The 22,886-nt window shown below is 63.8% G+C and carries 27 protein-coding genes; 16 read left to right on the top strand and 11 right to left on the bottom strand.

Annotation, left to right across the window (positions count from 1 at the left end; genetic code table 11):
• Positions 1 to 22: 22 nt before the first annotated feature.
• The 3 genes from M3I53_RS14190 (at position 23) to M3I53_RS14180 (ending at position 996) form a co-directional block, all read left to right on the top strand.
• Entirely contained in the window at positions 23 to 553 is a 531-nt protein-coding gene (locus tag M3I53_RS14190; protein WP_254316546.1) for a prolyl-tRNA synthetase associated domain-containing protein, read from the top strand.
• Complete coding sequence (locus M3I53_RS38185; protein WP_375542524.1) at positions 525 to 722, top strand: UxaA family hydrolase; 198 nt, start codon at positions 525 to 527, stop codon at positions 720 to 722. Before M3I53_RS14190 ends, M3I53_RS38185 begins: the two co-directional genes overlap by 29 nt.
• A 97-nt stretch (positions 723 to 819) precedes the next feature.
• Positions 820 to 996, top strand: coding sequence for an L-rhamnose mutarotase (locus M3I53_RS14180; protein ID WP_375542523.1), 177 nt, complete (start codon positions 820 to 822; stop codon positions 994 to 996).
• 299 nt (positions 997 to 1,295) lie between these two features.
• On the opposite strand, the gene M3I53_RS14175 is transcribed toward M3I53_RS14180, so the two are convergent.
• On the bottom strand, positions 1,296 to 1,514 hold the full coding sequence (locus tag M3I53_RS14175) for a hypothetical protein (protein ID WP_254316545.1): 219 nt from the start codon (positions 1,512 to 1,514) through the stop codon (positions 1,296 to 1,298).
• Positions 1,515 to 1,749: 235 nt separating this feature from the next.
• Here M3I53_RS14175 and M3I53_RS14170 point away from each other — a divergent pair, with 235 nt between their 5' ends.
• Positions 1,750 to 1,926, top strand: a complete 177-nt coding sequence (locus tag M3I53_RS14170; RefSeq protein WP_254316544.1) for a hypothetical protein — start codon at positions 1,750 to 1,752, stop codon at positions 1,924 to 1,926.
• A 56-nt stretch (positions 1,927 to 1,982) separates the two neighbouring features.
• On the top strand, positions 1,983 to 2,105 hold the full coding sequence (locus M3I53_RS38180; RefSeq protein ID WP_302057673.1) for a hypothetical protein: 123 nt from the start codon (positions 1,983 to 1,985) through the stop codon (positions 2,103 to 2,105).
• An 18-nt stretch (positions 2,106 to 2,123) separates the two neighbouring features.
• On the opposite strand, the gene M3I53_RS14165 is transcribed toward M3I53_RS38180, so the two are convergent.
• Positions 2,124 to 2,336 (bottom strand): hypothetical protein, encoded by a 213-nt coding sequence (locus tag M3I53_RS14165; RefSeq protein WP_254316543.1) that lies wholly within the window; start codon positions 2,334 to 2,336, stop codon positions 2,124 to 2,126.
• A 348-nt stretch (positions 2,337 to 2,684) separates the two neighbouring features.
• Between M3I53_RS14165 and M3I53_RS14160 the strand changes: the two genes are divergently transcribed.
• Positions 2,685 to 3,221 carry a Uma2 family endonuclease gene (locus tag M3I53_RS14160; protein ID WP_254316542.1) on the top strand — a complete coding sequence of 179 codons (537 nt, stop codon included), beginning with the start codon at positions 2,685 to 2,687 and terminating at the stop codon, positions 3,219 to 3,221.
• Between the two features lie 760 nt (positions 3,222 to 3,981).
• Positions 3,982 to 4,452, top strand: a complete 471-nt coding sequence (locus tag M3I53_RS14155; RefSeq protein WP_254316541.1) for a ribonuclease — start codon at positions 3,982 to 3,984, stop codon at positions 4,450 to 4,452.
• A gap of 44 nt (positions 4,453 to 4,496) precedes the next feature.
• On the opposite strand, the gene M3I53_RS14150 is transcribed toward M3I53_RS14155, so the two are convergent.
• A complete protein-coding gene (locus M3I53_RS14150; RefSeq protein ID WP_254316540.1) occupies positions 4,497 to 5,450 on the bottom strand; it encodes a LysR substrate-binding domain-containing protein in 954 nt (317 codons plus the stop codon).
• Positions 5,451 to 5,626: 176 nt separating this feature from the next.
• Between M3I53_RS14150 and M3I53_RS14145 the strand changes: the two genes are divergently transcribed.
• From M3I53_RS14145 to M3I53_RS14130, 4 genes are all read left to right on the top strand, one after another.
• Positions 5,627 to 6,748: a M20 aminoacylase family protein gene (locus M3I53_RS14145; RefSeq protein ID WP_375542527.1), complete on the top strand. Its 1,122-nt coding sequence runs from the start codon at positions 5,627 to 5,629 to the stop codon at positions 6,746 to 6,748.
• Between the two features lie 68 nt (positions 6,749 to 6,816).
• Positions 6,817 to 7,611 carry an ABC transporter substrate-binding protein gene (locus M3I53_RS14140; RefSeq protein WP_254316538.1) on the top strand — a complete coding sequence of 265 codons (795 nt, stop codon included), beginning with the start codon at positions 6,817 to 6,819 and terminating at the stop codon, positions 7,609 to 7,611.
• A 119-nt stretch (positions 7,612 to 7,730) separates the two neighbouring features.
• The gene (locus M3I53_RS14135; protein ID WP_254316537.1) at positions 7,731 to 8,921 is read left to right on the top strand and encodes a porin; all 1,191 of its coding nucleotides are present in this window, start codon (positions 7,731 to 7,733) and stop codon (positions 8,919 to 8,921) included.
• A gap of 219 nt (positions 8,922 to 9,140) precedes the next feature.
• Complete coding sequence (locus tag M3I53_RS14130) at positions 9,141 to 9,365, top strand: hypothetical protein (RefSeq protein WP_254316536.1); 225 nt, start codon at positions 9,141 to 9,143, stop codon at positions 9,363 to 9,365.
• Between the two features lie 86 nt (positions 9,366 to 9,451).
• Here the strand turns inward: M3I53_RS14130 and M3I53_RS14125 are convergent, their stop codons facing one another.
• The 6 genes from M3I53_RS14125 to M3I53_RS14100 all read right to left on the bottom strand — a co-directional run bounded on the left by M3I53_RS14125 (position 9,452) and on the right by M3I53_RS14100 (position 14,821).
• Entirely contained in the window at positions 9,452 to 9,814 is a 363-nt protein-coding gene (locus M3I53_RS14125; protein WP_254316535.1) for a copper resistance protein CopC, read from the bottom strand.
• 28 nt (positions 9,815 to 9,842) lie between these two features.
• Positions 9,843 to 10,724 carry a hypothetical protein gene (locus M3I53_RS14120; protein WP_254316614.1) on the bottom strand — a complete coding sequence of 294 codons (882 nt, stop codon included), beginning with the start codon at positions 10,722 to 10,724 and terminating at the stop codon, positions 9,843 to 9,845.
• A 133-nt stretch (positions 10,725 to 10,857) separates the two neighbouring features.
• Positions 10,858 to 11,256 (bottom strand): DUF2946 family protein, encoded by a 399-nt coding sequence (locus tag M3I53_RS14115; protein ID WP_309249521.1) that lies wholly within the window; start codon positions 11,254 to 11,256, stop codon positions 10,858 to 10,860.
• A 129-nt stretch (positions 11,257 to 11,385) separates the two neighbouring features.
• Positions 11,386 to 12,870, bottom strand: coding sequence for an aldehyde dehydrogenase family protein (locus tag M3I53_RS14110; protein ID WP_254316533.1), 1,485 nt, complete (start codon positions 12,868 to 12,870; stop codon positions 11,386 to 11,388).
• 18 nt (positions 12,871 to 12,888) lie between these two features.
• Entirely contained in the window at positions 12,889 to 13,839 is a 951-nt protein-coding gene (gene speB, locus M3I53_RS14105; protein ID WP_254316532.1) for an agmatinase, read from the bottom strand.
• A gap of 151 nt (positions 13,840 to 13,990) precedes the next feature.
• Positions 13,991 to 14,821 (bottom strand): helix-turn-helix transcriptional regulator, encoded by an 831-nt coding sequence (locus M3I53_RS14100; protein ID WP_254316531.1) that lies wholly within the window; start codon positions 14,819 to 14,821, stop codon positions 13,991 to 13,993.
• Positions 14,822 to 14,987: 166 nt separating this feature from the next.
• Here M3I53_RS14100 and M3I53_RS14095 point away from each other — a divergent pair, with 166 nt between their 5' ends.
• From M3I53_RS14095 to ampC, 5 genes are all read left to right on the top strand, one after another.
• Positions 14,988 to 15,332, top strand: a complete 345-nt coding sequence (locus M3I53_RS14095) for a cupin domain-containing protein (protein ID WP_254316530.1) — start codon at positions 14,988 to 14,990, stop codon at positions 15,330 to 15,332.
• Positions 15,333 to 15,397: 65 nt separating this feature from the next.
• Positions 15,398 to 16,834 carry an FAD-binding oxidoreductase gene (locus M3I53_RS14090; protein ID WP_254316529.1) on the top strand — a complete coding sequence of 479 codons (1,437 nt, stop codon included), beginning with the start codon at positions 15,398 to 15,400 and terminating at the stop codon, positions 16,832 to 16,834.
• A gap of 12 nt (positions 16,835 to 16,846) precedes the next feature.
• Positions 16,847 to 17,776 carry a LysR family transcriptional regulator gene (locus M3I53_RS14085; RefSeq protein WP_254316528.1) on the top strand — a complete coding sequence of 310 codons (930 nt, stop codon included), beginning with the start codon at positions 16,847 to 16,849 and terminating at the stop codon, positions 17,774 to 17,776.
• Between the two features lie 160 nt (positions 17,777 to 17,936).
• Positions 17,937 to 19,463, top strand: coding sequence for a cytosine permease (locus M3I53_RS14080; protein WP_254316527.1), 1,527 nt, complete (start codon positions 17,937 to 17,939; stop codon positions 19,461 to 19,463).
• An 88-nt stretch (positions 19,464 to 19,551) separates the two neighbouring features.
• Positions 19,552 to 20,724 (top strand): class C beta-lactamase, encoded by a 1,173-nt coding sequence (ampC, locus tag M3I53_RS14075; RefSeq protein WP_254316526.1) that lies wholly within the window; start codon positions 19,552 to 19,554, stop codon positions 20,722 to 20,724.
• Here the strand turns inward: ampC and M3I53_RS14070 are convergent.
• Positions 20,721 to 22,121, bottom strand: a complete 1,401-nt coding sequence (locus M3I53_RS14070) for an ATP-binding protein (protein ID WP_254316525.1) — start codon at positions 22,119 to 22,121, stop codon at positions 20,721 to 20,723. The two genes, ampC and M3I53_RS14070, sit on opposite strands and share 4 nt — an antisense overlap.
• Positions 22,118 to 22,780, bottom strand: a complete 663-nt coding sequence (locus M3I53_RS14065; protein WP_254316524.1) for a response regulator — start codon at positions 22,778 to 22,780, stop codon at positions 22,118 to 22,120. Before M3I53_RS14065 ends, M3I53_RS14070 begins: the two co-directional genes overlap by 4 nt.
• Positions 22,781 to 22,886 lie beyond the last annotated feature (106 nt).

Raw genomic sequence — 22,886 nt, 5'->3', positions numbered from 1 at the left:
GCCGCGCGAGGCGGCGGCCGACATGACAACATACTGGATTGAACGGGAAATGATAGACAGGGACGAATTGCTGGCACTGCTCGAGCAGCAGGACGTGCCGTTTGAATGCGAGTTCCACGAACGGGTGCTCAACATGGCGGATTCCGGAGCGCTCAAGCTGTCGCTTGACGGCGCGCGCTGCAAGAATCTTCTGCTGCAGGACAAGCAGGGCGGTGTGCACCTCGTGGTCACGACCGCGCATAAATCGCTGGATCTGTCGGCAGTTGCAAAGACGCTGAACAGCAAGCGTCTGTCGTTCGCCTCGGCCGATCGTCTCTTCGATCTGCTTGGGGTTCGGCCTGGGTCGTTGAGCCCGCTGGCCCTGGTCAATGACCGTGCTCATCACGTTCGCCTTGTTATCGATAGTGACCTTGGGCACGAACGGGTCTTTCTCTTTCATCCGCTCGATAGCACGGCGACAGTTGCGTTGTCGAGGCGAGATCTCGAAGTCTTTCTGCAGCGCATTGGTCACGCGCCGTCGTGGCATGCCCTCGGAGAGAGACGGTCGGCTTGAAGCGGCAACTCATGCTGGCAATGCTCGCGATGTCGAGGAAGGGCAATTCGGGTCACGGTTGCCATTCGGGACGGAATTCGCGCTATTGCGTCGGACACTGGCCGGTTATGCGCGCAATCCCAATTTTGCGGCCGTGCTGTTTGTCGGACTGGGTTGCGAGGTACCATGAGCAATCGGGTTCCCAGACGGTAAATCTCCATGTCCAGAACGCCTTGGTCTCGTATGTGCCGGATCACTTCAGGCCAAACCTGGCGGTGAAGTTCTTGATGGAAACAGACGACACAATATATGACGCTGCCAGGATGGCGACTGCTGCTCAAAATAACCCCGTGGTCCAGCGGTGGGAAACGTTGATGTGGCAGTTTCAGGCGCCCACACCGTGGACGCCGTCAGGACAGAAGTGGATGGCGATGAGCCGGATATTCGACCTGGCACAGCAATAGAATTGCCGGCGACTGCGGCTCAGCGAAGGAATGAATCAGGCTCATCGAAGATAGTGAATATGCATGGGACAAACGATGAGCCGCGTACGACGGGGTAACGGTACGTTCAAGGGCTCGACTTTTCGATTCAGCATTGCGCTTATGTTTGCCGCGTTGTTTTGCGATTCTGCTCGTCGTGAGTGCGGCAGGTCCCATCGCGCCGAAGCTGGGCAATGACGCTTTGCGCGAAATTGTATGAAAGCGATACACAATCCCCTGTTGCGCCTGAGGCCAGCGATGCCATGCTCGAGCGTGCGCGCTTAACCGTGCGTGTCGACCCACGCCTTTGCCCAGGCGATTCCCGCGTCCTGCGCTCTCTCCTCCGAATCGAACAGGTCCAGGACTCCGGAAGTGCAGATGAGCTTGTTTCCCTGGATGATGGTCCCGCCACCCGCGTAGCGCTCTGGCGTCAGCAGTTCTGCCTGTTGCGCGATGGCGTGACCCCACAAATCGTAGCCTTTGTATGTCTCTCGTTCCATCTTTCTGGTGCCCGAAGACGGGAGCAATTGCCTATCTCCCATCTTAACTTCTCTCATAGACAAGAGCGTGCCGCCAGGCGCCGTGGTGGCGCCGTACGCCTGCGAATCGCCGGGCCAGTCAGGCCTTCGCCCTGTCGGCACTGTTTAAGCTCAATTTAAGTGACGCTACGTACTCTTCGAAAGAATCCTTGAGCGGATAAAAACTCGAGGCATCCATAGACGCACAGAGGTTGAAATGGTGTACCTGATTACCGACCTGAAGATGGTCGAAAGCTACGGCCGCATTAAGGCTGACAGCGGCAAGGATGCGCTGGAAGCGTTTGCGCTCAGCGAGGGCTTCATCAACCTGATGGAGTTTGCTTCGGCCCAGCCCACGTTCGTCAACGACTTGATGGCTGTTCAACTGCAATAAGGAATTTAACGTGGCCATGACTTTGGGGCAGGCCCTCGTGCACGCTGAGCCACGGGGTGATTTCCAGCACAGCGCAGGCGCTCATCCGGCTGAAACATGAGTACCGCGAGGTGGTCGGCGCGGAAAAATACGAGCAGATTATCGAGGAAGCGGGCCTCGCGCATCCGGATGCGCAATGACCCCGGCGGCGCCGGCCGCTACTTTTGCGACTCGAGCATATCGAGGTTGGCTTGCGCGGTCTCCTCGGGATGCTCCGAGCAGTAAGCGTCGAAGAGGGTCGAGCATAGTTGCGCGAGTGCCGCGAGATTCACTGCCTGGCCCGCATGTTCAACTTCCCCGGCGTTGAGTATGTCGTCAACGACGGGGGCGAGACGGCGCAGTCGCCGGAAAGTCTCCGCATCGATTTCCATTGCACTTCTCGTGTTCAAGCGCCTGGGCGCACTCGACAAACCCTTACGGTAACACTTCACCGACGCGCGCGCAGAATGCGACTTCGGGAAGAACTAAATACCAACCCTGATATTACCCTTTGCGATGGCGTTGATGCGTCGCACAATAAAGACGATTGTCAGTCAGATTCCGCCCCCAGGTCATCCCGGGGCTCTGGCGCACGACCTCCAGATATGGCACCGATAATGGTGCAAAATTGAATCCATGCACGCTCCGTAGTTTATGGTGCAATGCAAAGGAACAATGGCTTTTCAGGTGCCGACAAAGGGAATACCCTTAGAGAATTCCCCTATCGGAGGCTTGTGGTTGTGTCGACTCTTCTCGAGCAGGACGGGCTGATAGCGACTTGGCGTCGGATGCACCCCAGCGCCGATTCCGGGGCGTGGGAATGCTGTGAACTCGATGGCCGGGGTGCAGCCGTGCCGCATCCTCAGCCCTCGGCACGGCGGCAGATAGTTCTCACCGATGCGTACTGCCAGATCGCCGAGCAGATTGGTCACGTGGCCGCGATGTCGGTTGCCGTGGCGACACCGTCATTTGGCATCCGCGTACCTGACGTCGTCTGGATGCCGCCTGAAAAGTGGGAAGGGTTTGACCGGGACGATCCCGTTCCGTTTGTGCCCGATCTGTGCGTCGAGGTGCTGCTCGACCGCAATTATGCGCACGACATCGGCGCGCGGGTCAGGGCGTACCTCGAGGGCGGCGCCCTGGAGGTCATCGTTGTCGGCCAGCGCGGAGAGCTGCAATTCTGCGGCGCCAATGGACTGCGGCAGACTTCGCAGTTCGGCATCACGCTCACACTCGAGCGGATGTACTTCGAATCGTTCGCTCCGTCTTCGCACTGATCGTAAGGTGAGCGTCGGCCGACGCTTGCCACTCCACCAGCAGTCCCGACTAATCCACCGCGAAATCCGCCGGGCCTCCCACGACCGCCCGTTGTTCTTTGGCGGCACACGCATCGGTTATACGGACTATCCGTTCTAGCAGTCCGAGGTGAAAGCGGTACTCTGAACAGCGAGGCCGCCCAATTGCGCGAACTCGGCGCAATATTGGGCTCGCTTCGGGCAATTGGTGCGGCGCCTTTGCGCCTACACTGTCTTTCATGGAGCGAGACGTTGGCCCCATCCCAGGATTCCCCTCCTGCGGTCGAGTTGGACCATACCGTGTACCCGTTGCAGAACAGCAGTCAGGCAGTTGTAGTTGTATGTGGCAGAGTTGAGCGGTTGATGTCGAAGCAGATCGCTGTTGAATCAATGAGGAGTGCAAGACAACTCGTAGTTGAAGTGCAAGTCGGCATGCAGTTGAAGGGCAGGGCATCACGCAGTTGAAGCACGCAGTTAAAGCACGCAGTTGAAGCACGCAGTTGAAGCACGCAGTTGAAGTGCGGAGCAACACGCAGTTGAAGTACCGCGTCATCCAGGCATTATGCGATTGCAGGTCCAGGCCGCTTACATCGGAAAGGGTGTGAGCGGCCGCCGTTCGTCAGTCGGGGTCACGTGTGCCGGGCGCATGTTCCCGGGCGAGCATTGATTCGCTCCGCTATTAGCGCTACCTTTACGTTTGTCCTGTTCGTCGAGTGCTGGTCAACGAGGGGAGAATCGTTTCGTGAAGAGAGCGTGGGTTTTCCCTTGCGTCGTCGCCTTGAGCGCGATCCTTGGCGGCTGCGGCAAGGACAGTTCGCGAAACGTCACCGAGGCGTCGGGCGCATCCGCGAGCCAGGCGCCGGGGCAGCCAGCGCAGGGCGCAAGCGGCGCACCTGCCGCATCAGGGGCGCAGGTTGCGGGCGCGCTGGGTACCGTCACGATGAAGCAGTTGCCTGGGGAAGCGGCCGAGACACTGCGGCTGATCAAGGCGGGCGGCCCCTTTCCTTTTGCGGACGACGGTGTCTTGTTCCGTAACACCGCGCAATTGCTGCCGAAGCATCCGCGCGGCTACTATCACACTTACACGGTTCGCACTCCGGGCATGACGGATCGTGGGCAGCGCCGGGTCGTATGTGGCGGGCCGCGCAAGCAGACCAGCGACTGCTACTACACCGACGACTACTACGTCAGTTTCAAGCGCATCGCCGAGTAGAGGCGGATCCAGATCCTCGTCGCGCCTGAGCGCTCGCTCAGGCGCTAAATCAATAGCGCCAGGGTTTTGAACAATGCGAGGTCTTCTTTCTTCGCCGAGCGGGCGTGTCGGCGTATCACCTGAAGCAAGCATTCGATGAAAGCAACGGCCGCGCGACTTAGCGTGCTGTTGCGGCGCGTGACGATGCCCAGTTGTCGGGGTTCGAACGCTTCGCGCAACGCAAGCGAGCGCAGGCGGCCTCCGAACGGCGGCACGTGGCTCAGGATCGTCGGGCTCCACGTGCACATGTCGGCCTGCTCCACCATGGTTTGCAGCGTCGCTACCGACTGCGCGCGCACAATGCGGCGTTCGTCGATCTGCGCGCCGTGGCGCGTGAACAGATAGTCGACCAGATCACGTTTGCCGTCCGGCGCGAAGTTCAGCACCCAGTCTTCATCGAGCAGTTCCTGGATCGAGCGCGCCCGCACTTTCCGGTGTCCTTCCCGCACCATCACCGACGATTCGTAAGTGAGCACCGCCTCGCACGCGAACTCCTGCTCACTCGCGCCGGGCTGCAACTGGCCGACGGCGAAATCCATGCTGCCGTCGCGCAGCAGCGGCTGGGCAACGGCCGTCAATCCTTCGACCAGTTCCAGACGAATATCGGGCATGCGCTCGCGAAACAGCCGTACGGCTTCGGCCAGAAAGGTCAGCGTAATCCACGGCGTGATGCCCACCGTGAGACTGCCTTCCACGCGGCCCCTCAGTCGCTCCAGTTCACTGTGCGCGTGTTCGAGTTGATTGAGGACGATGCGGGCGTGCGTTAGCAGCACCTTGCCGTGCTCGGTAAAGGTAATGCCTTCGGGCGCGCGGATCAGGAGCGGCAGGCGCTCGTTTGCCTCCAGTTCGCGCAGCGCGCGCGTGACAGCCGCCTGCGACAGCCCGAGCGAACGGGCCGCGCCGCGAATACTGCCGGCGTCCGCGCTGGCGACCAGCGCTTCCAGTTGGTGCAGTTTCATGTCAGAGGGCGTGCCGAGAGGCGGGGTGACAACAAGGGGTTGTCATCATAACAAAACGCTGGCTGTTCCCCGGAATTTGTGCTGCATACGATTCGCTCCACGATGCACGAATGGACTGAGGAGGCGAATTGAGCAGACAGTGGGTTTTGCCCGAGGTGGCGGCAATCGAAGCCGACATGGTTGCGTTGCGGCGCCAGTTGCACGCGCAGCCCGAACTGGGCTTCGAAGAACATGTGACGAGCGCGCTTGTCGCCGAAAAGCTCGAAGCATGGGGCTATCGCGTGACGCGAGGCGTGGGCGGCACGGGCGTGGTCGCCACGCTCGTGCGCGGCAGCGGGTTCAGTCTCGGGCTGCGCGCCGACATGGACGCACTGCCCCTAAGCGAGGCGACGGGCCTTCCCTACGCCAGTGGCAACGAAGGCGTGATGCATGCCTGCGGCCATGATGGCCACACCGCGATACTGCTGGCAGCCGCGCGATGCCTCGCGCAAACCACGCAGTGGCGCGGCACGTTGCACCTGATTTTTCAGCCGGCTGAAGAGGGCCTGGGCGGCGCGCGCAGGATGATCGAGGACGGCCTCTTCGAGCGCTTTCCCTGCGACGCCGTGTTCGCGATGCATAACGTACCTGGCTTTCCGGCGGGACGAATCGGCTTTCACAGCGGCGCCTTCATGGCCAGCGCGGACGAGGTGACGATCCGCGTGATCGGCCGCGGCGGCCATGCGGCCGCCCCACAGCAGACGATCGATCCTGTCGTGGTCGGCGCCTCGATCGTCATGGCGCTTCAGAGCGTGGTGGCGCGCAACGTGGCGCCGCACGATCAGGCCGTCGTCACCGTCGGCGCGCTGCACGCGGGGAGCGCCTCGAATGTCATTGCAGCGCACGCCGATCTGCATCTGAGCGTGCGTGCGCTTTCGTCGCCGGTGCGCGAGTTGCTGGAGCGTCGCATCCGCGAAGTGGCGCAGGGGCAGGCCGCGAGTTACGGCGCGCGCGTGGAGATCGACTACCGCCATGACTACCCGGTGCTCGTCAACCACAGCGACGAGACGGAGGTGGCGCGCCGCGTCGCGCTCGAATGGGGCGGCCCGGAGATGCTGATCGACGGCCTGCGCCCGCTCATGGCGAGCGAGGACTTCGCGTACATGCTGGAGCGCTGCCCCGGCAGCTACCTCTCGATCGGCAATGGTGACGGCGCGCAGCACTGCTCGCTTCACAGCCCCGGCTACGACTTCAACGACGCGAGCCTTGCCATTGGCGCGAGCTACTGGGTCAAGCTCGCAGAACACATTCTGCAATAGCACCATAGAAGTCGCAGAAACCACCGAAGCAGTTGAAACACCCGAAACGACACGAAGGAGACAGGCAAATGAAGCAATGGACGATGGCGCTTTCACTGGCGCTCGCTGCGGCGGCAACCGCGGGACAGGCGCACGCGGTGGACCTGAAGGGCCGGGAGATCCGGCTCGCGGTCGATCCCACTTACCCGCCGCTCGAATACAAAACGCCGGACGGCAAGCTTACGGGCTTCGGCGTGGACATTGCCAATGCGTTGTGCGCGCAACTGAACGCGCATTGCGTATGGGTGGAGACGAGCTTTGACGGCATGATTCCAGGCCTGATTGCGCGCAAGTTCGACGTCATCTCTTCGTCGATGACGATCACGCCCAAGCGCGCGCAGCAGATCGCCTTCACGAACAAGATCTCGAATGCGCCCGCGCGGCTCGTCGTACGTCGCGGCTCGGCGCTCCTTCCCGATGCAGCTTCGCTCAAGGGCAAGCGCGTGGGCGTGGAGCAGGGCACGAGTCAGGAAGATTACGCGCGCGCGAAGTGGCAGCCCGCGGGCGTGGAGATCGTCCCCTATCAAAACCAGGACCAGGTCTATGCCGATTTGACGTCGGGCCGCCTGGATGCCGCTTTTCAGGCGTCGATCGCCGCAAGCGACGGCTTTCTGAAGCGCCCTGAAGGCAAGGACTTCACGTTCGCGGGCCAGGCCATCGACGACCCGAAATTCTTTGGTCAGGGCGACGGTCTCGGCCTGCGCAAGCAGGACACCGAACTGCGCGAAGCCTTCAACGGCGCGCTGGCCGACATTCTAGCTAACGGCACTTACGCGCGTATCAACAAGAAGTACTTCGACTTCGATATCTACGGCTCGAAATAACGCCCGACGGGCCGCGCAATTGACGAGGGCGGGCGCGAGGCATGCGATCCGCCCTGGTGAGGATAAGAGGGCTGTGTATTGGCCCGATACTTAGCATGACGTATAAAAATGGAAGGCATATGAGAAAGAGGAAGATCGTTTGCGTCATGGCACTGTGCGGTGCGGCGGCGCCAGCCTTTGCGCAAAGCAGCGTGACCCTGTACGGTTTGATCGACGAGGGCATTGACTATACGAACAACGTCGGCGGCCACGCCGTCTACGAAATGACGAGCGGCTACGCCCAAGGCAGCCGCTGGGGCCTGAAGGGCACCGAAGACCTGGGCGGCGGCAACAGCGCGGTCTTTCAGATCGAAAGTGGCTTCAATGCGAGCAACGGGGCGCTGGCAGAAGGCGGCCGCGCTTTCGGACGCCAGGCATACGTGGGTCTCGCCAATGAACGCTACGGCACGCTCACGTTCGGGCGTCAGTACGACTCCGTGGTGGACTATCTCGCGCAGACGACGGCGAACGGCAACTGGGGCGGCTACCTGTTTTCGCACCCCTACGACAACGACAATACCGACAATACCTTTCGCCTGAACAACACGATCAAATACGCGAGTCCGACGTTCGGCGGCTTCTCGTTCGGCGGCACGTATAGCTTCAGCAACGACACGAACTTCGCGAACAACCGCGCGGTGAGCGTGGGAGCGCAATACACGGCGGGCGGCTGGCTCATCGCCGCGGCCTACCTGAACGCCAGCAACCCCGCGCTGACCTCGGGCGGTGCGATTGCGGGCGCGAGCAGTACGAACGGCGCGGACGGCAATTTCGCTTCGTCGCGTTTGCAGATTTTCGGCGCTGGCGTGAGCTACACGGCTGGATCGGCAACGGTCGGCTTCGCGTACACCAATACCTACATCGGCCAGCCTGTGGCGAACGTCGGGTATCTCAGCGGGGACGAGACGATCCAGCCGGTGACTGGCCCGCTCGCCGGCGGCCGGGTGACGTCGCTCAGGTATCAGAACTTCGAGGTGAACGGCAAGTATCAGCTTACGCCGGCTTTCTACGTCGGCGCGGACTATGTCTACACGCTCGAACACTACGACGCGACGACAGGCAGCGTGAAGCCATCGATCCACTCCGTGGGCCTGATGGCCGACTACAACCTCTCGAAGCGCACGGACGTATATCTGCAGGGTGCATTCCAGCTCGTGGCTGGCGACAAGACCGGCTCATCGCTCGACCAGGCTTATGTGCCCGGCGCGCAGGATCTCTCGTCTACTTCCCGCCAGGTCGTGGTGCGAGCCGCCATTCGTCACAGCTTCTGACTTCGCGGCCTGCACGCGGCGCTCTGCACGGTCTGAGCGCCGCCGCCCTTTGTGACTTTACGACGGAAGCAGGTTTGCGGAATTAGTCGGACAACTAAGCATACCCAACGGCGCATGCCGCACTGCATGAACGAAATCGAATCGCCCCCGTTTTTTTCACCAGCATTTCTGGCCCGTTCCGCTTAAAATTGCATGATCCTGCAGTACCGGAGCACTACCATGGAACGAAAGAAAGCTGAACACATCCTGCTGGAAGCCGACGAAATCGCCGGCCTGGTTCTCAACGGCTTCGACATGACGATGGAAACCGACGCCGGGCGTGCGCTGTACGATCGCACGTTTAACGCCTATATCCACAACGAAATCGGCGACGTGCCCGTTGGGGAGCTGTACGACGCCTTGAACGGTTCGCCCGAAGCCTTTACCGCAACCACGCCGCACTGAGCCGGCGCCCCGCCGGATAACCCCGAACGGGCCACGCTGCGAAAACGCAAGAAATCGCAGCATGGCCTCATCTCGTCGTTACCCGTTCACTTCACGTCGAACGAGTAATGTCCGGTCGTACGATGCCCATCGGCGGCGACCGCGACCCAGACCACCGAATACTTTCCCGGCGTCAGCGCGTTGAGCGCGACCGACATGCGCTTGTTGTTGCCCGCATCGACCTTGGCCTTCTCGCGAATGACGGATTTGCCCTGCGCGTCCGTCACGTCGATGGAACTGAAGGCGGGCTCGAGCCCATCGTCGAAGTCGATCACGACCGCGTTGAGCGTGGCCGGCGCGGTCGATCCCGCGGGCGGTTCCTGGTGCTTCGGGTAGGCGTGCGCCCACGCGAGGTGGGCGGCGAGCAGCGCAATCGAGGCGACGGCCGTGCGCAAAGTAGCGAGTTTCATGGCGATATTCCTCTGTGAATGTGCGGGCTTACTGGAACAGCGGCTTGCCGATCGTGCGCGGTGCGACATCGTCGAAGAAGATATGCACCTGCGCGAGGATGCCGACGTGCGAGCCGCTTGCCCGGTTGATCGGGATCTGCGCTTCGATGCCGAGCTGGCCGTAACGGTTCATCCAGATGAAGCCGGGGTTGACGGTCCCGGTCGTTTGCCCCTGGCTGCGCGAGAGGGGCACTTCGACCAGCGGGATCAGGTTGGAAAACGGCTGCGGCAAGCCAACGTCGTGTACGTGCTGCTGCAGGTAGGGCAGGCTGTACTGGAACGTGAAGCCATAGTCGAATGAGTTCGGCTGCCCGCCGCCGGTCGTGAACGACGGTCCCGCTTCGCCCGTGATGGCGATGGGCCGCAGCCAGGCGAGCGAGTCGGGCAGATCGCCCATGCCCTTGCCGGCGAAGACCGTGGGCGAGATCGTCGAGAAGTTGTTGGCGATCGCGCGGCTGCCCGTGCCCCCGAGTTCGGCGTTCACGCCGACCGAGGTCATGAATTCATGCGCGTCGTTCACGTAGAGCAGGTACTTCAGCCCCACGCCAAAGTTGTCGAAGCCGCGCGCGGTGGGGTTGTTCTGCATGACGTAGCCGCCGTCCACCGAGAACGCGAGCCGCGGCGTGATGAGCTTGTCGTACTCGAAGCTGAAGGTGTTGATGCTTTGGTCGCCTGCGTCGCCCGGCACGCGCTGGTGCCCGAATTCGAGGTTGGCTTCGTCGCCTACGCCGGGGTCGTCGACGGAGAGCGTGGAGGGGAACACGCGGTCGCCCGCGATGGCGTGAGCATGGGCCGCGCACGGTCCGAGCAGCAGCGCGCAGCCGATGAGCCGGGTCAGCGCGCGAACGGGTGCAAGCACGCCCGGCGCCATGCGGCCGGACGACAATTGGTCAGTCATGAGTTGTCCTGTCGAGGAGCGAGGCACGCGCGCGAGCCAGGGCGGCGCGCGTGCAGGCCCGGCCACACGCTGGGCGCGTCGGCCGGGATTGGCATGGTCGATCCAGTCAGGACAGGGGTGGGGCGCGTGCGTGGATGTGGCCCGCGGGCGCGACGAGGCGAACGCTTTCGAACTGCGTCGCGATGCGCGCCTGCACGAGCCGGCCGACGACAAACAGCGCCACGGGTACGCCGGACACGACGGGCAGGTGCGCGAAGAAGCTGCAATAGCCGCAGTCCTGCATGTCGCCGGGCGTCGCGCTCGTGGCGTGCGTTCCCGTAGCGCCGGTCGTGCCGTGAACGTGGCGCTCCATCGAAGGCATGCCGCAAGGCGCGCGTTCCACCGTGCCGGGCGCCGTCTGCATGGCCTGGGCGGCAAGCAGATGCGAAACCACGGGCGCGAGCGTCGCCATGAGGAGCGCAAGCGTCCCCAGTAGACTGCCCAGCCTGAGATGGAATTGGCGCACGGCGTGAAGTGGCGGAAATATTGGGGGAATTATGCCACGCGAGCCGCCACTCCCGCCGCGCCGTTTATGGCAGCGCCGCCCTTCAAAGCATCGCCCGCGTGAAGCCGGTATGAAACTGCCTTGAAGCGCTCAGCCGCGCAGGCCGACCGTGTGCCGCAATTCCTGGTAGCTGCGCAAGCCCGCGACGCCAAGTTCGCGGCCGATGCCGCTCAGGCCGAAACCGCCCCAGCACACTTGCGGGAAGATCAGTTGCGGGGTATTGACCCAGACGAGCCCGGCGCGCAGCTGCGCCTTGTAGCGTCGCGCGGCCTTTTCGTCGCGCGTCACGACCGTGGCGACCAGTCCGTAACGTGTGTCGTTGGCGAGTGCGATTGCTTCGTCATCCGAACGGAAAGACTTCACGCACGCGACGGGTCCGAAGATCTCGTCGGTCCACAGCACGTTGTCCGCCGCGGGCTCCGCGATGACGACGGGCGCCATGAAGAAGCCATCGGCGCATGCGGGATCGAGCTGGCCCGCGAACGCGATCTGTGCGCCCGCTTCGACGCCTTGCGCCACGTGCGCGGCCACGCGCGCGTGTTGGGCCGCGCTGATCAGCGGTCCCATCGACGCGTCGGCACCCTGAGGCGGCGCGACCACTACGGCTCGCACCGCGGTCTCGAACGCGGCCATGAACTTGCGATACACGTTGTCATGTACAAGTATGCGCGCGGTGGCCGAGCACATCTGCCCGGCGTTGGTGAACGCGCCGCCTACCGCGAGCGAGACGGCCTGCGCCACGTCGGCGTCTTCGCGTACGATCAGCGCGGATTTGCCGCCCAGTTCGAGCGTGAGGCGCTTCATGTCCTGCGCGGCGGCCTGCATGACCTTGCGGCCCGACGGCGTGCTGCCGGTGAACGAGATCTTGTCGACGAGCGGGTGCGTGGTAAGCCATGCGCCGACGTCGCCGCCGCCGTTGACCACGTTCACGACGCCATCGGGCACGCCCGCTTCGCTCACGATTGCGGCGAGCATGTGCTCGGTGGGTGAGGTGAGTTCCGAGGGTTTGACGACGACCGTGCAGCCCGCAGCCAGTGCGGGTGCGAGTTTCCAGGCCGTTGTGACCATCGGGAAATTCCACGGCACGATCAGCGCCGCGACGCCCACCGGTTCGTGCACGCGCTCGGCCAGCAGCGCATCGTCCGGCACCGCGACCGGCTCGGCGGCGAACGCGGAGGCGTCTTCGCACAGGCTGGCGTAGTAGTTGAACGTCGCGATAGTGTCGCTCACGTCGAGGTCCGCTTCGAACGGCGGCTTGCCGCTCACCTGCATCTGCATGGCAGCGAGGCGTGCGCGGTCGGCTTCCACCAGTTCGGCGATCTTGCGCAGCAGCTTGCCGCGCGCGGCGGGCGTCGTGTGCCGCCACGCGATGAGCGCATCGTGCGCGGCGTGCACGGCGCGATCGACCATCCCGGCCGTGGCGTGCTCCTGCCAGCCGATCGTTTCGCCCGTGGCCGCGTTGCAGATGCGCGTGCACACTTCGCTGTCCGCGGCGCTATAGCTTTCGCCCGCAATCGTTGCGGCGGGCAGCACGAAGGCTTCGCCGTCGATCCGACGTTCGGTATTCGTAACCATGATGTGTCTCCTCGCGCCCTAGCGGTAAGCCACGCCGGGCATGATGCAAAGCATTTCGAAGGCCAGATTCGCGCCCACGAGCGCGGTCGTGCCGGCCTGGTCATACGGCGGCGAGACTTCGACGAGATCGGCGCCCACCACGTTGAGCCCCTTCATGCCGCGCACGATTTCGAGGCCCTGATGCACGGTGAGTCCGCCTACCTCGGGTGTGCCGGTGCCGGGCGCGAAGGCGGGGTCGAGCCCGTCGATATCGAAGCTCAGGTAGACGGGCGTGTCGCCTACGCGTGCGCGCACCTCTTCCATGAGCGGCGCGAGCGAGCGGTTCCAGCAGGCCTCGGCTTGCACGACGGTGAAACCCTGCTTGCGGCACCAGTCGAAATCTTCGGCGTGATAGCCGGTGCCGCGCAGGCCGATTTGCGTGACCTTGTCGCATTGCAGGAGGCCATCCTCGACGGCGCGGCGAAACGGCGTGCCATGCGCGATCTTTTCGCCGAACATGGTGTCGTTCACGTCGGCGTGAGCGTCGATGTGGACGACGGCGACTTTGCCGTACTTCTTGTGCAGCGCGCGCAGAATCGGCCATGCGATCGTGTGGTCGCCGCCGAGCGTGATCGGGCGGCAGCCCGTCTCGACGATGCGGTCGTAGGCCGCTTCGATCAGACGAATCGAATCCTTCAGGTCATACGGATTCGTTGCGACGTCCCCGATATCGGCGACCTGCAGCGAATCGAACGGCGCCGCGCGCGTGGCCATGTTGTACGGACGCAGCAGCACCGATTCCGAACGGATCTGGCGCGGCCCGAAGCGCGCGCCGGAGCGGTTCGAGGTGCCGATATCGAGCGGCACGCCCACGAAGCAAACGTCGAGGCCCTCGGTGGTCTCGGCCTGCGGCAGGCGCATCATGGTGGCGATGCCGCCGAACCGCGGCATCTCGTTGCCGCCTTGCGGCTGGTTGAACTGGCGCTCCATCTGGTGTGTCTCCGATCGTTAGAGGCAAATCGATCGGGCGATGGTAGGGGAGATCCCGCGCGGCCAAATATTGAAGTTGAGATGTTTACATCGATGGGATTCGATGTATGCGGGTCCTGAATAGACCGGCGCGCGTGCCTGAACGGCCGGGTTAAACCGCGGCGTGGCCCCAGGCGATCAGCTCGCGCTTGGTGCGCACGCCCAGCTTCGCGAAAGCGCGCTTCACATACGACTCGGCGGTGGCCACCTGCACGCCCAGGATTTGCGCGGCTTCGGGCACGGTCTTGCCGGTGATGAGGTGCGCACAGGTCTCGTATTCGCGTTTGGACAGGCGCACGTTGTCGGCCGCAATGCGCGCGTCGAATTGCGCGAGCGGATGCATGAACGGAGCCGCATGGGCGATGCGCCGAGCCGCGCTCGTGGAGGCGTGCAGTTCGAGCAGCGGAAACAGAAACTCGCTCACACTGCGAAAACGGTTCATTTCCACGAGCGTAAACGGCGGTTCGCGCAGCCCGCGTTCGAGCGCGATGGAGTCTTGCGCGTGGCGCGTGCCGCGAGCGAGCACGCATTCGTGGGCGATGCGCGCCTCGTCGAAGAGCCGCTGGCGGAATTCGCCCGGCGGTATCGCGCCGATGTCGCGCACCACCAGCATCGTGCCGAGCTTGCCGCGAATGCCTGCGAACAGCGGATCGCTTTCGTAGAAGCGGTCATAGTAGAGCGTCATCACATCCGAGATCGCGCCCGAATCCATTCCGACCCCGCCACTGCCGATCCATTCGCAACGAAAGCCCGTGGGCATCGTATTGTCCGCGCGCGAACGTTCGATATGCACCACATTGACCGGCACGACCTCGTTGAGCAGCAGCGTGAGACGCGGCACGAAATCGGGCGTGCCGACGGCCTCGATCACGTTGCCGAGGGTCTTGAACGAGAGCGGAAAGTTCGGTTGATCGCGGTTCAGCGGGGGGACGTTGAGCAGCATGGCACGCCCATTCGTAATAGCTGATTGATTATAGCCGAAGGCAATTGGCCGCCAATAATGCCCAAATCGGGCAGCAAAACATCGCTTGCCCCCCCTGAGGGGGGGCATACCGCAACCGCGCCGGTCGGTAACTTTAGCGTCATTCAATCAACTGGAAGCGACGCAAATGAGCAAAGTGATTCAGGACATCAAGCCGCTGGGCGCTGGCATCGGCGAATTCACCAAGCTGGAATACGGCATGGACGAAAGCGACTGGCGCGCCGCGGTCGGCAAGAACAATCACTATGTGATCGGCTGGTGGGAAGGCAAGGTCGGGGCGGTGGATTTCCCGGCCACGACCGCCGACGAAGCGGTGTGGCTCGTGGAAGGCAAGATTGCGCTGACCGACGCGAACGGCGCGCGCAAGGAATTTACGGCCGGCCAGGGCTATCTCCTGCCCGCCGGCTTTGCAGGCCGCTGGGAAACACTCGAAGACGCGAAGAAGTTCTACGTCGTGCTCGAACAGGCCTAAGAACTATGGCGAGGCACCTTCCACAGGAGGCGGCTCTGTTTCTCCCGTTCCACGCAGTGAAGCCAATGATGAGTACCCCTGCAGAAGTCGAAGTCGAATCGCGCCCGCGCGTCACGCCCAGCGTGCAAGAGGCGCTTTCGCGCACACGGTTCTTTCCGTACTGGCTCGACAACCCCGCCGAGCCGCCGACCGAGCCCAAGCTCACCGCCAACATCGAGGCCGACCTGCTGATCGTCGGCGGCGGCTTCACGGGGCTCTGGGCCGCCGTGCAGGCCAGGGAGCAGATGCCGCATCTGAACGTCGTGCTGATCGAGGCGGGCAAGGTCGCGCACGGCGCGTCGGGCCGCGCGGGCGGCATCATCTCGACTTCGGTGATGCATGGATTGCCCAATGCTGTACGGGTATTCCCCAACGATATTGCGCAGCTCGAAGAATTCGGCCATCACAATCTCGACGGCTTCGAAGAAACGCTCAAGCGCTACAACATCGACGCCGACATCGAATGGAACGGCGAAATGACCGTGGCAGTCGATCCCGAGCATATCGAGCACTTGCGCGGCGACTACGAGCTGCACAAACGCTACGGGCACGATGTCGTGCTGCTCGACAGCAAAGCGACGCGCGAGCAACTCGATTCGCCGTTGTTCGCCGGCGCGCTGTGGTCGCGCAATCGCAGCGGCATCGTGCATCCGGCCAAGCTCGCGTGGGGCCTGAAACGCGCGGCGCTTTCGCTCGGCGTGAAGCTCTACGAGCACACGCCGCTCATCGATGTCATCGACGAAGGCCAAACTGTTTATGTGAAGACGCCCGAAGGCAGCGTGCGCGCGCCGCGCGTGGTGTTCGGCAGCGGTACGGCGAAGGTCGGCATTCCCGATATCAACCGGCGCGTGCTGCAGGTGCGCGACCACGTGCTCGCCACCGAACCGCTCACCGAAGAACAGCTCGCGCGTATCGGCTGGAAGAATCGCCAGGGCATCTACGACACGCGCACGCAGCTCAATTACTTCCGCCTCACGAAGAACAACAACATCATCTTCGGCGGGCTCGTGAGCTATCACTTCGATGGCGATCCGAATCCCCCGCAGGACCAGAAGGCCGAAACCTACTATCGGCTCGCGCAAGCGTTTTACCGCACCTTCCCGCAGCTTGCCGATGTGCGCTTCTCGCATGCATGGGGCGGCCCGATCGACTATTGCTCGCGCGGCTCCGTGTTCGCGAAGCGCTATCTGAACGACAAGGCCGTTTTCGTGGCGGGTTACACGGGCTTTGGCGTGGCGGCGAGTCGCTTCGGCGCGTTCATGGGACTGAATATCCTGTTCGACCGCAACAGCCCCGAGCGCGCGCTCGATATCGCCAACCAGAGCCCCACTTATATCCCGCCGGAGCCGGTGCGCTGGCTGGCCGCCAAGGTCACGTTCCATGCGTTCGACGGCGCAGACGCCGAAGGCGGCTGGAAGCGCGCCTGGATCAGGGGTATCAAGGCGATGGGCTTTCCGATGTGAGGGACTAGCGGCATGTTCTCCAATACCTCCGATCTCGACCTGCGGCTCATCCGCGTGTTTCTCGCCGTGGTGGACGCGCGCGGTATCACGGCAGCCGAAGCGACGCTAGGCGTACGGCAGTCCACCATCAGCACGCAGCTCTCTGCGCTCGAGGTGCGCGTGGGCTTTAAGCTCTGCGAGCGCGGGCGCGGCGGCTTTCGTCTCACGTCGAAGGGCGAACGCTTCGTGCCCTCGGCGCGTGCGCTCGTTGCGGCCACCACCGAGTTCGTTGCGCGCGTGCGCGATATCGACCGCAAACTCGTCGGCACGCTCGGCATTGGCTTGATCGGCCAGGCTTCGCACGCCGAGAACGCGCGGCTCGCGGAGGCGATAGGCGCATTCCGCCAACGCGATCAGGCTGTGCGCTTCACGATGAAGGTCGCGGCGCCGCAGGAACTCGAAGAAAGCCTCGTCAACAACCACCTCGACATTGCGATCGGCTACTTCTGGCATCGCGTGGCGGGCCTCGACTACACCGAGTTGTTCAGCGAGCGCCAGGTGCTGTGCTGCGGGCGCGGCCATGCGCTGTTCCACAGTGCGCCGCACATCAACGTCGATGACCTGGGCGAGCACGACTGGGTCTGGCGCAGCTATCCGATTCCGGAGGAGCTTGCCGGTATCGGCGACCGTCAGGTGACGGCAATTGCCGACGGCATCGACGCCGCCACGGTCCTGATCCTCTCCGGCAGCCATATCGGCTATCTGCCCGCGCATCACGCCGAGCCGTTCGAGCAGCGCGGTCTCATCCGGGCGCTCGGACGCACGACGTTCGGCTTCGACGTGCCGATGCATCTGGCCATCAAGCGCAGCGCTGCGGAAAAACCCATCGTGCGCGCGTTCTGCGACGATCTGCTCAGCGTCTATGGGCAGCATGCCGCCGTGCCCGAAGCGCTCGTTGAATGAAAGAAGCGCTGCGCGACATACATTGGCCGCGCAAGATGTAAACGTATGGAATGCAGAATAATTAGCCCACTGTGATCGATTAAAGTGGGCGAGAGACGTTGATAGTGCGTTGGCCGGTTGTTGCAAAAGCAGCCAGATCAGCGCGGCACGGAGTGAGACAATGAGCAATAACAGCATTACCCAGATCGAAACATTCGGTTTCGAACGCATTCCCGATGCATCGCGCTACGCGCGGCCCATCGATCTGTTCCGGCTGCTGTTCGGCGGCTGCAATACCTTCTCCACCTCGGTGCTAGGCAGCTTTCCGGTGCTGGTCGGCCTTTCGTTCAAGGCCGGCGTGTGGTCCATCGTGCTCGGCGTGCTTGCCGGTACCTGCATTCTCGCGCCCATGAGCCTGTTCGGGCCGCGCAACGGCACGAGCGATCCCGTTTCTTCGGGGGCGCACTTCGGCATTCACGGGCGGATCGTGGGCTCGTTTCTCGCGCTGCTCACGTCGATTGCGTTCTTCGCGCTTGCCGTCTGGAGTTCGGGCGATGCACTCGTGGGCGGCGCGCACGACATGGTCGGCGTACCGGTCAATACCTGGACGCTCGGCACGGCCTACATGGTGTTCGCCGTGCTCGTGGTGGTGGTGTGCATCTACGGCTTTCGCTTCATGCTGTGGGTGAACAAGATTGCCGTGTGGGCGGCGAGCCTGATGTTCGTGGTGGGCGCCTTCGCGTTCGCGGGCGCGTTCGATCCCAGCTACGCCGGTACGCTGCATGAGGGCGGCGCGGGATTCTGGGTGGCCTTCGTGAGCGCGGTGCTCGTCGCGTTGAGCAACCCGGTGTCGTTCGCCTCGACGCTCGGCGACTGGGCGCGCTACATCCCGCAGCACACACCGCGCCGCCGGGTGATGGGGGCCGTATTCGCCGCGCAGATCGCCACCTTCGTGCCGTTCTTCTTCGGCCTCGTCACGGCCACGCTCATCGCAACGAAGGCGCCGAGCTATATCGCTTCGAACGACTATGTGGGTGGTCTGCTGGCCGTGTCGCCGCGCTGGTTCCTGCTGCCTACGTGCCTCATTGCGATCATCGGCGGCATGTCCACGGGCACGACTGCGCTCTATGGCACCGGCCTCGATATGTCGAGCATGTTTCCGCGGCTGTTGAACCGTGTGCGTGCGACGATGCTGATCGGCACGCTGGCCATCGCCTTCATCTTCGTCGGCCGCTTTGCATTCAATCTCGTGGAAAGCGTCTCGACGTTTTCGACGCTGATCTGCACGTTCAGCTGCCCGTGGATGGCGATCATGGTGATCGGCTTCATTACGCGCCGGGGTCACTATCTCACCGACGACCTCCAGATCTTCAATCGCGGCGGCCGCGGCGGGCACTACTGGTTCGCGCACGGCTGGAATCTGCGCGCGATGGGTGCCTGGCTGCCGGCGGCGTTCCTCGGACTTTCGTTCGTGAATCTGCCGGGGCAATTCGTCGGCCCGCTTGGGTCACTGGCGGGCGGCCTCGATCTGAGCGTGCCGGTTTCGCTGGCGGTGGGCAGCATGATCTACGTCGTACTGCTGACGATCTTCCCCGAGCCGGATGCCGTGTACGGCCGGGAAGGGCGCCGCTTCGTGCGCGGCGGTGCGCGCGGGGAAACCGCTGGCGCGGCGGCTGAGCTGCAACACAGCCCGGAGTACGCCGAGTAAGTCGGCAAGCACCAGGTCGCTTCGCCAGAGGCCGCTGCGCACAGACCGGGTAAGATCACGGCTTTGCGCAGCGCGTAAGGAGGCGGTCTTGCTTCGTTCACTCGTGAGGGGCTTTGCCGGTGCCCTGCTGTTCTCCATCGCCGTCAGCAGTCCCGCCTTTGCCGCCGGACCCGCCACCGGCAGCGACGCACAAATCCGCGACGCCGCGCTCGCGTTCATGCGCGAAAACGGCATCCCGGGTCTTGCGATCGGGGTCGCCGTGAACGGCACGGAGCGCTTCTACAACTTCGGCGTTGCGTCGAAGGAAACGGGCGCGCCGGTCACGAACGAAACGCTGTTCGAACTCGGCTCGATGAGCAAGACGTTTGCCGCCACCCTCGCCGGATTGGCGCAGGTGACCGGCAAGCTCTCGCTCGATGCGCCGGTGAGCCGTTATCTGCCCGAGATGCGCGGCACGCCGTTTGGCGCGCTTACGCTCGTCAATCTCGGCACGCATACGGGCGGCGGCTTCCCGCTGCAGGTGCCCAACGAGGTCACGGACGATGCACAGCTGACGGCGTGGCTCAAGGCGTGGCGCCCGCGCTATCCGGCGGGCACGCAGCGCACCTATGCGAATCCGAGCATCGGCATGTTCGCGCGCATCGCGGCGCAGCGGCTCGGCATGAGCTACGCGGATGCGGCGGAGACGCTGCTCTTTCCGAAATTGGGGCTCGCGCACACGTTCATTCGCGTGCCTGCCTCGGAGCGCGCGGCCTATGCGCAGGGCTACACCAGCAAGAACGCGCCGGTGCGCCTGAATCGCGGCGTGCTTGCCGACGAAGCCTACGGCGTTAAATCGGATACGCGGGACATGCTGCGCTTTCTCGAAGCGAACCTGGGCGTGGTCGAAGCCGAGCCGGAGCTGCAGCGCGCGCTGGAGGCTACGCATGTGGGCTATTTCCGCACGGGTCCGTTCATTCAGGACCTCGTATGGGAGCAGTACGCGCAGCCGGTGGGCCTGAACGATCTGGTGAAAGGCAACGCGAACGTGATGGCGCTGGAGGACAACCCGGCCACGGCTTTGACCCCGCCGCTGCCGCCGCAGCCCGACGTGTTGCTCGACAAGACGGGCGCGACCAATGGCTTTGGCGGCTATCTGGCGTTCGAGCCTTCGCGCAAGACGGCCATCGTCATTCTCGCCAACCGCCATCACCCCACCGAGTCGCGCGTGCGGTTCGCGTATCGGGTGCTGGAACTGGTGCAGGGCGCGTCGGCGCCCTAGGCGGAATCGCTCGTCGCCCGCGCGGTTCGGCTGGCGGGCGCATTCGTGTTGGTCGCCGGGCTGTCGTGCATAGGCAGCCCGCTCACCGCCGCCGTGAGCCCGCGTCCGCCCGGGTTGTTGCGCAGCGTGAACGTCAGGCCATGACGCTGCGCGATGCGCGCCACGATCGAAAGACCGAGCCCGCTGCCCGTGCCCTGGGCATGATCGCCGCGAAAGAAGCGGTCGACCACGCGCTCGAGATCGGCTTCGGGAATCCCGGGCCCGTTATCGATGACTTCGAAGCCGAGCGCGTCCTGCGAACGCGTGAGCACGAGATCGATCTTGCCGCCTGCCGGCGTGTAGCGGATCGCGTTGTCGAGCAGGTTGTTCAGCAAGGTGTTCAAGCCGTGCGCGTCGGCGTTCACGTTGCAGATGCACTCGGGCGTGATGGGCGGCCGCGACTCGAGGCCGAGGTCGATGCCTTTCTCTTCCGCGAGCAGCGAGAAGTCGCCGATGGCCTGCTCGCCCAGGCGTCGCAGGCTCACGACAGTGGCGGGCGTGCTCGCTTGCGCATCTTCGCGCGCGAGCGTGAGCAATTGCTGCACGAGGCGAATAGTGCGGTTCAGGCGCGTTTGCATGCGCTCGAGCGTGCGCGGCTCGCCGTTGAGCGTGCCGTCGTGCAGCGCCGCCTGCCATTGCAGCTTGAGCGCGGCGAGCGGCGAGCGTAGCTCGTGCGCCGCGTCGGCGATGAAGGTGCGCTGCGCCTGCGAGGCCGTATTGAGCCGGTCCAGCAGATCGTTGAGCGCGACGACGAGCGGGCGCAGTTCGAGGGGCACCGAGCCATCGAGGCGCAACGGCTCCAGCTCATGCGCCGAGCGCGAAGCGAGCAGCGCCGACAACGCGCCCACCGGCGCGAGCCCGCGCGTCACCACGAACAGCAGGAGCACGATGGCCACCGGCACGAGCAGTGCGAGCGGCCACAGCGTATGCAGGGCGAGGTGCAGCGCCAGCCCGTCGCGCACGGAAATCGGCTGCGCGACCTGAACGAAGCGGTCTGCTTGCGCGATGCCATACACGCGCCAATGCACTTCGTCGTTCTCGATCGTGCGAAAGCCCGTGGCCTGGCGCGGCAGCACGGGCGTTTCCTGCGAGCGGTAAACCAGCTTGCCGTCGTGGTCCCAGATCTGGATGAGAATACGGTCGTCAGCGATCTCGTCAAAGCCGGGGCCGGACTGCTCGACCTCGCGCGCCATCGCGGCGTTCGCGGGCATGGATTGCGCTACAGCATGCAGCTCGTAATCGAACAGCTCGCCCGCTTCTTCACGCGCGCTGTGAAAAATGCCGAAGCCGGCCACCACGGAAGCGGCCGCGAATCCGCAGATGAGCCAGCCCAGCAGGCGGCGGCGGATGGAGTTCATTCCGATCTCTTGAGCCGGTAACCCACGCCCCGCACGGTCACGATCTGGTCGGTGCCGATCTTGCGGCGCAAGCTGTGCACATGCACCTCGATCGCGTTGCTGCCGACTTCCTCGCCCCAGCCATACATGCGCTCTTCGAGTTCGGCCTTTGTGAACACGCGCGCGGGTTGCTCGATGAGCACGCGCAGCAGCGCAAATTCGCGCGGCACGAGCGGGACGCTTTCGCCGTCTTTCGTCACCTCGTGCGCGGCGGGGTCGAGCGCGAGGCCGCTGTGCGTGTAGACGGGCTGTTTCTGGCCCGTGCGGCGGCGGAGCATGGCGCGCGTGCGGGCCGCCAGCTCGTCGAGATCGAAGGGCTTGATCAGGTAGTCGTCGGCGCCGGCATCGAGCCCGGCAATGCGATCCGTCACCGAGTCGCGCGCGGTCAGGATCAGCACGGCCGCTTCGCCGCCCTTGCGGCGGTAGCCGTTGAGCACTTCGATCCCGTCCTTCTTCGGCAGCCCGAGGTCGAGCAGCACGAGGTCGTACACGTCGTTGTCGAGCGAAAGCTCCGCTTCCCGCCCGTCGCGCGCCCAGTCGACGGCATGACCCTCGCGGCGCATCGAGTCGAGCACTGTTTCGGCAATCATTTCGTCGTCTTCCACCAGCAACAGGCGCATCGCTCGCTCCCCCAATTTCCAGCCTTACATTGTCGCTCATCCCGCCTTAACCGGTGCTTAAGCGGCACGCTCCCACGGCCAGCACGCTGGCGGCGGACATGGCAGC

It is taken from the genome of Paraburkholderia sp. CNPSo 3272, assembly GCF_024206495.1.
Lineage (GTDB): Bacteria > Pseudomonadota > Gammaproteobacteria > Burkholderiales > Burkholderiaceae > Paraburkholderia.
Note: the sequence above shows the minus strand (reverse complement) of the source record. Positions and strands in the feature narration are given on the sequence as shown.

What these genes read in the sequence shown, in the direction of transcription:
- M3I53_RS14190 (WP_254316546.1), top strand. Translation starts at nt 23, where the DNA reads ATGACAACATACTGGATTGAACGGGAAATGATAGACAGGGACGAATTG.
- M3I53_RS38185 (WP_375542524.1), top strand. Translation starts at nt 525, where the DNA reads ATGCCCTCGGAGAGAGACGGTCGGCTTGAAGCGGCAACTCATGCTGGC.
- M3I53_RS14180 (WP_375542523.1), top strand. Translation starts at nt 820, where the DNA reads ATGGAAACAGACGACACAATATATGACGCTGCCAGGATGGCGACTGCT.
- M3I53_RS14175 (WP_254316545.1), bottom strand. Translation starts at nt 1,514, where the DNA reads ATGGAACGAGAGACATACAAAGGCTACGATTTGTGGGGTCACGCCATC.
- M3I53_RS14170 (WP_254316544.1), top strand. Translation starts at nt 1,750, where the DNA reads ATGGTGTACCTGATTACCGACCTGAAGATGGTCGAAAGCTACGGCCGC.
- M3I53_RS14165 (WP_254316543.1), bottom strand. Translation starts at nt 2,336, where the DNA reads ATGGAAATCGATGCGGAGACTTTCCGGCGACTGCGCCGTCTCGCCCCC.
- M3I53_RS14150 (WP_254316540.1), bottom strand. Translation starts at nt 5,450, where the DNA reads ATGAAACTGCACCAACTGGAAGCGCTGGTCGCCAGCGCGGACGCCGGC.
- M3I53_RS14145 (WP_375542527.1), top strand. Translation starts at nt 5,627, where the DNA reads ATGGTTGCGTTGCGGCGCCAGTTGCACGCGCAGCCCGAACTGGGCTTC.
- M3I53_RS14140 (WP_254316538.1), top strand. Translation starts at nt 6,817, where the DNA reads ATGAAGCAATGGACGATGGCGCTTTCACTGGCGCTCGCTGCGGCGGCA.
- M3I53_RS14135 (WP_254316537.1), top strand. Translation starts at nt 7,731, where the DNA reads ATGAGAAAGAGGAAGATCGTTTGCGTCATGGCACTGTGCGGTGCGGCG.
- M3I53_RS14130 (WP_254316536.1), top strand. Translation starts at nt 9,141, where the DNA reads ATGGAACGAAAGAAAGCTGAACACATCCTGCTGGAAGCCGACGAAATC.
- M3I53_RS14125 (WP_254316535.1), bottom strand. Translation starts at nt 9,814, where the DNA reads ATGAAACTCGCTACTTTGCGCACGGCCGTCGCCTCGATTGCGCTGCTC.
- M3I53_RS14120 (WP_254316614.1), bottom strand. Translation starts at nt 10,724, where the DNA reads ATGGCGCCGGGCGTGCTTGCACCCGTTCGCGCGCTGACCCGGCTCATC.
- M3I53_RS14110 (WP_254316533.1), bottom strand. Translation starts at nt 12,870, where the DNA reads ATGGTTACGAATACCGAACGTCGGATCGACGGCGAAGCCTTCGTGCTG.
- speB (WP_254316532.1), bottom strand. Translation starts at nt 13,839, where the DNA reads ATGGAGCGCCAGTTCAACCAGCCGCAAGGCGGCAACGAGATGCCGCGG.
- M3I53_RS14100 (WP_254316531.1), bottom strand. Translation starts at nt 14,821, where the DNA reads ATGCTGCTCAACGTCCCCCCGCTGAACCGCGATCAACCGAACTTTCCG.
- M3I53_RS14095 (WP_254316530.1), top strand. Translation starts at nt 14,988, where the DNA reads ATGAGCAAAGTGATTCAGGACATCAAGCCGCTGGGCGCTGGCATCGGC.
- M3I53_RS14090 (WP_254316529.1), top strand. Translation starts at nt 15,398, where the DNA reads ATGATGAGTACCCCTGCAGAAGTCGAAGTCGAATCGCGCCCGCGCGTC.
- M3I53_RS14085 (WP_254316528.1), top strand. Translation starts at nt 16,847, where the DNA reads ATGTTCTCCAATACCTCCGATCTCGACCTGCGGCTCATCCGCGTGTTT.
- M3I53_RS14080 (WP_254316527.1), top strand. Translation starts at nt 17,937, where the DNA reads ATGAGCAATAACAGCATTACCCAGATCGAAACATTCGGTTTCGAACGC.
- M3I53_RS14070 (WP_254316525.1), bottom strand. Translation starts at nt 22,121, where the DNA reads ATGAACTCCATCCGCCGCCGCCTGCTGGGCTGGCTCATCTGCGGATTC.
- M3I53_RS14065 (WP_254316524.1), bottom strand. Translation starts at nt 22,780, where the DNA reads ATGCGCCTGTTGCTGGTGGAAGACGACGAAATGATTGCCGAAACAGTG.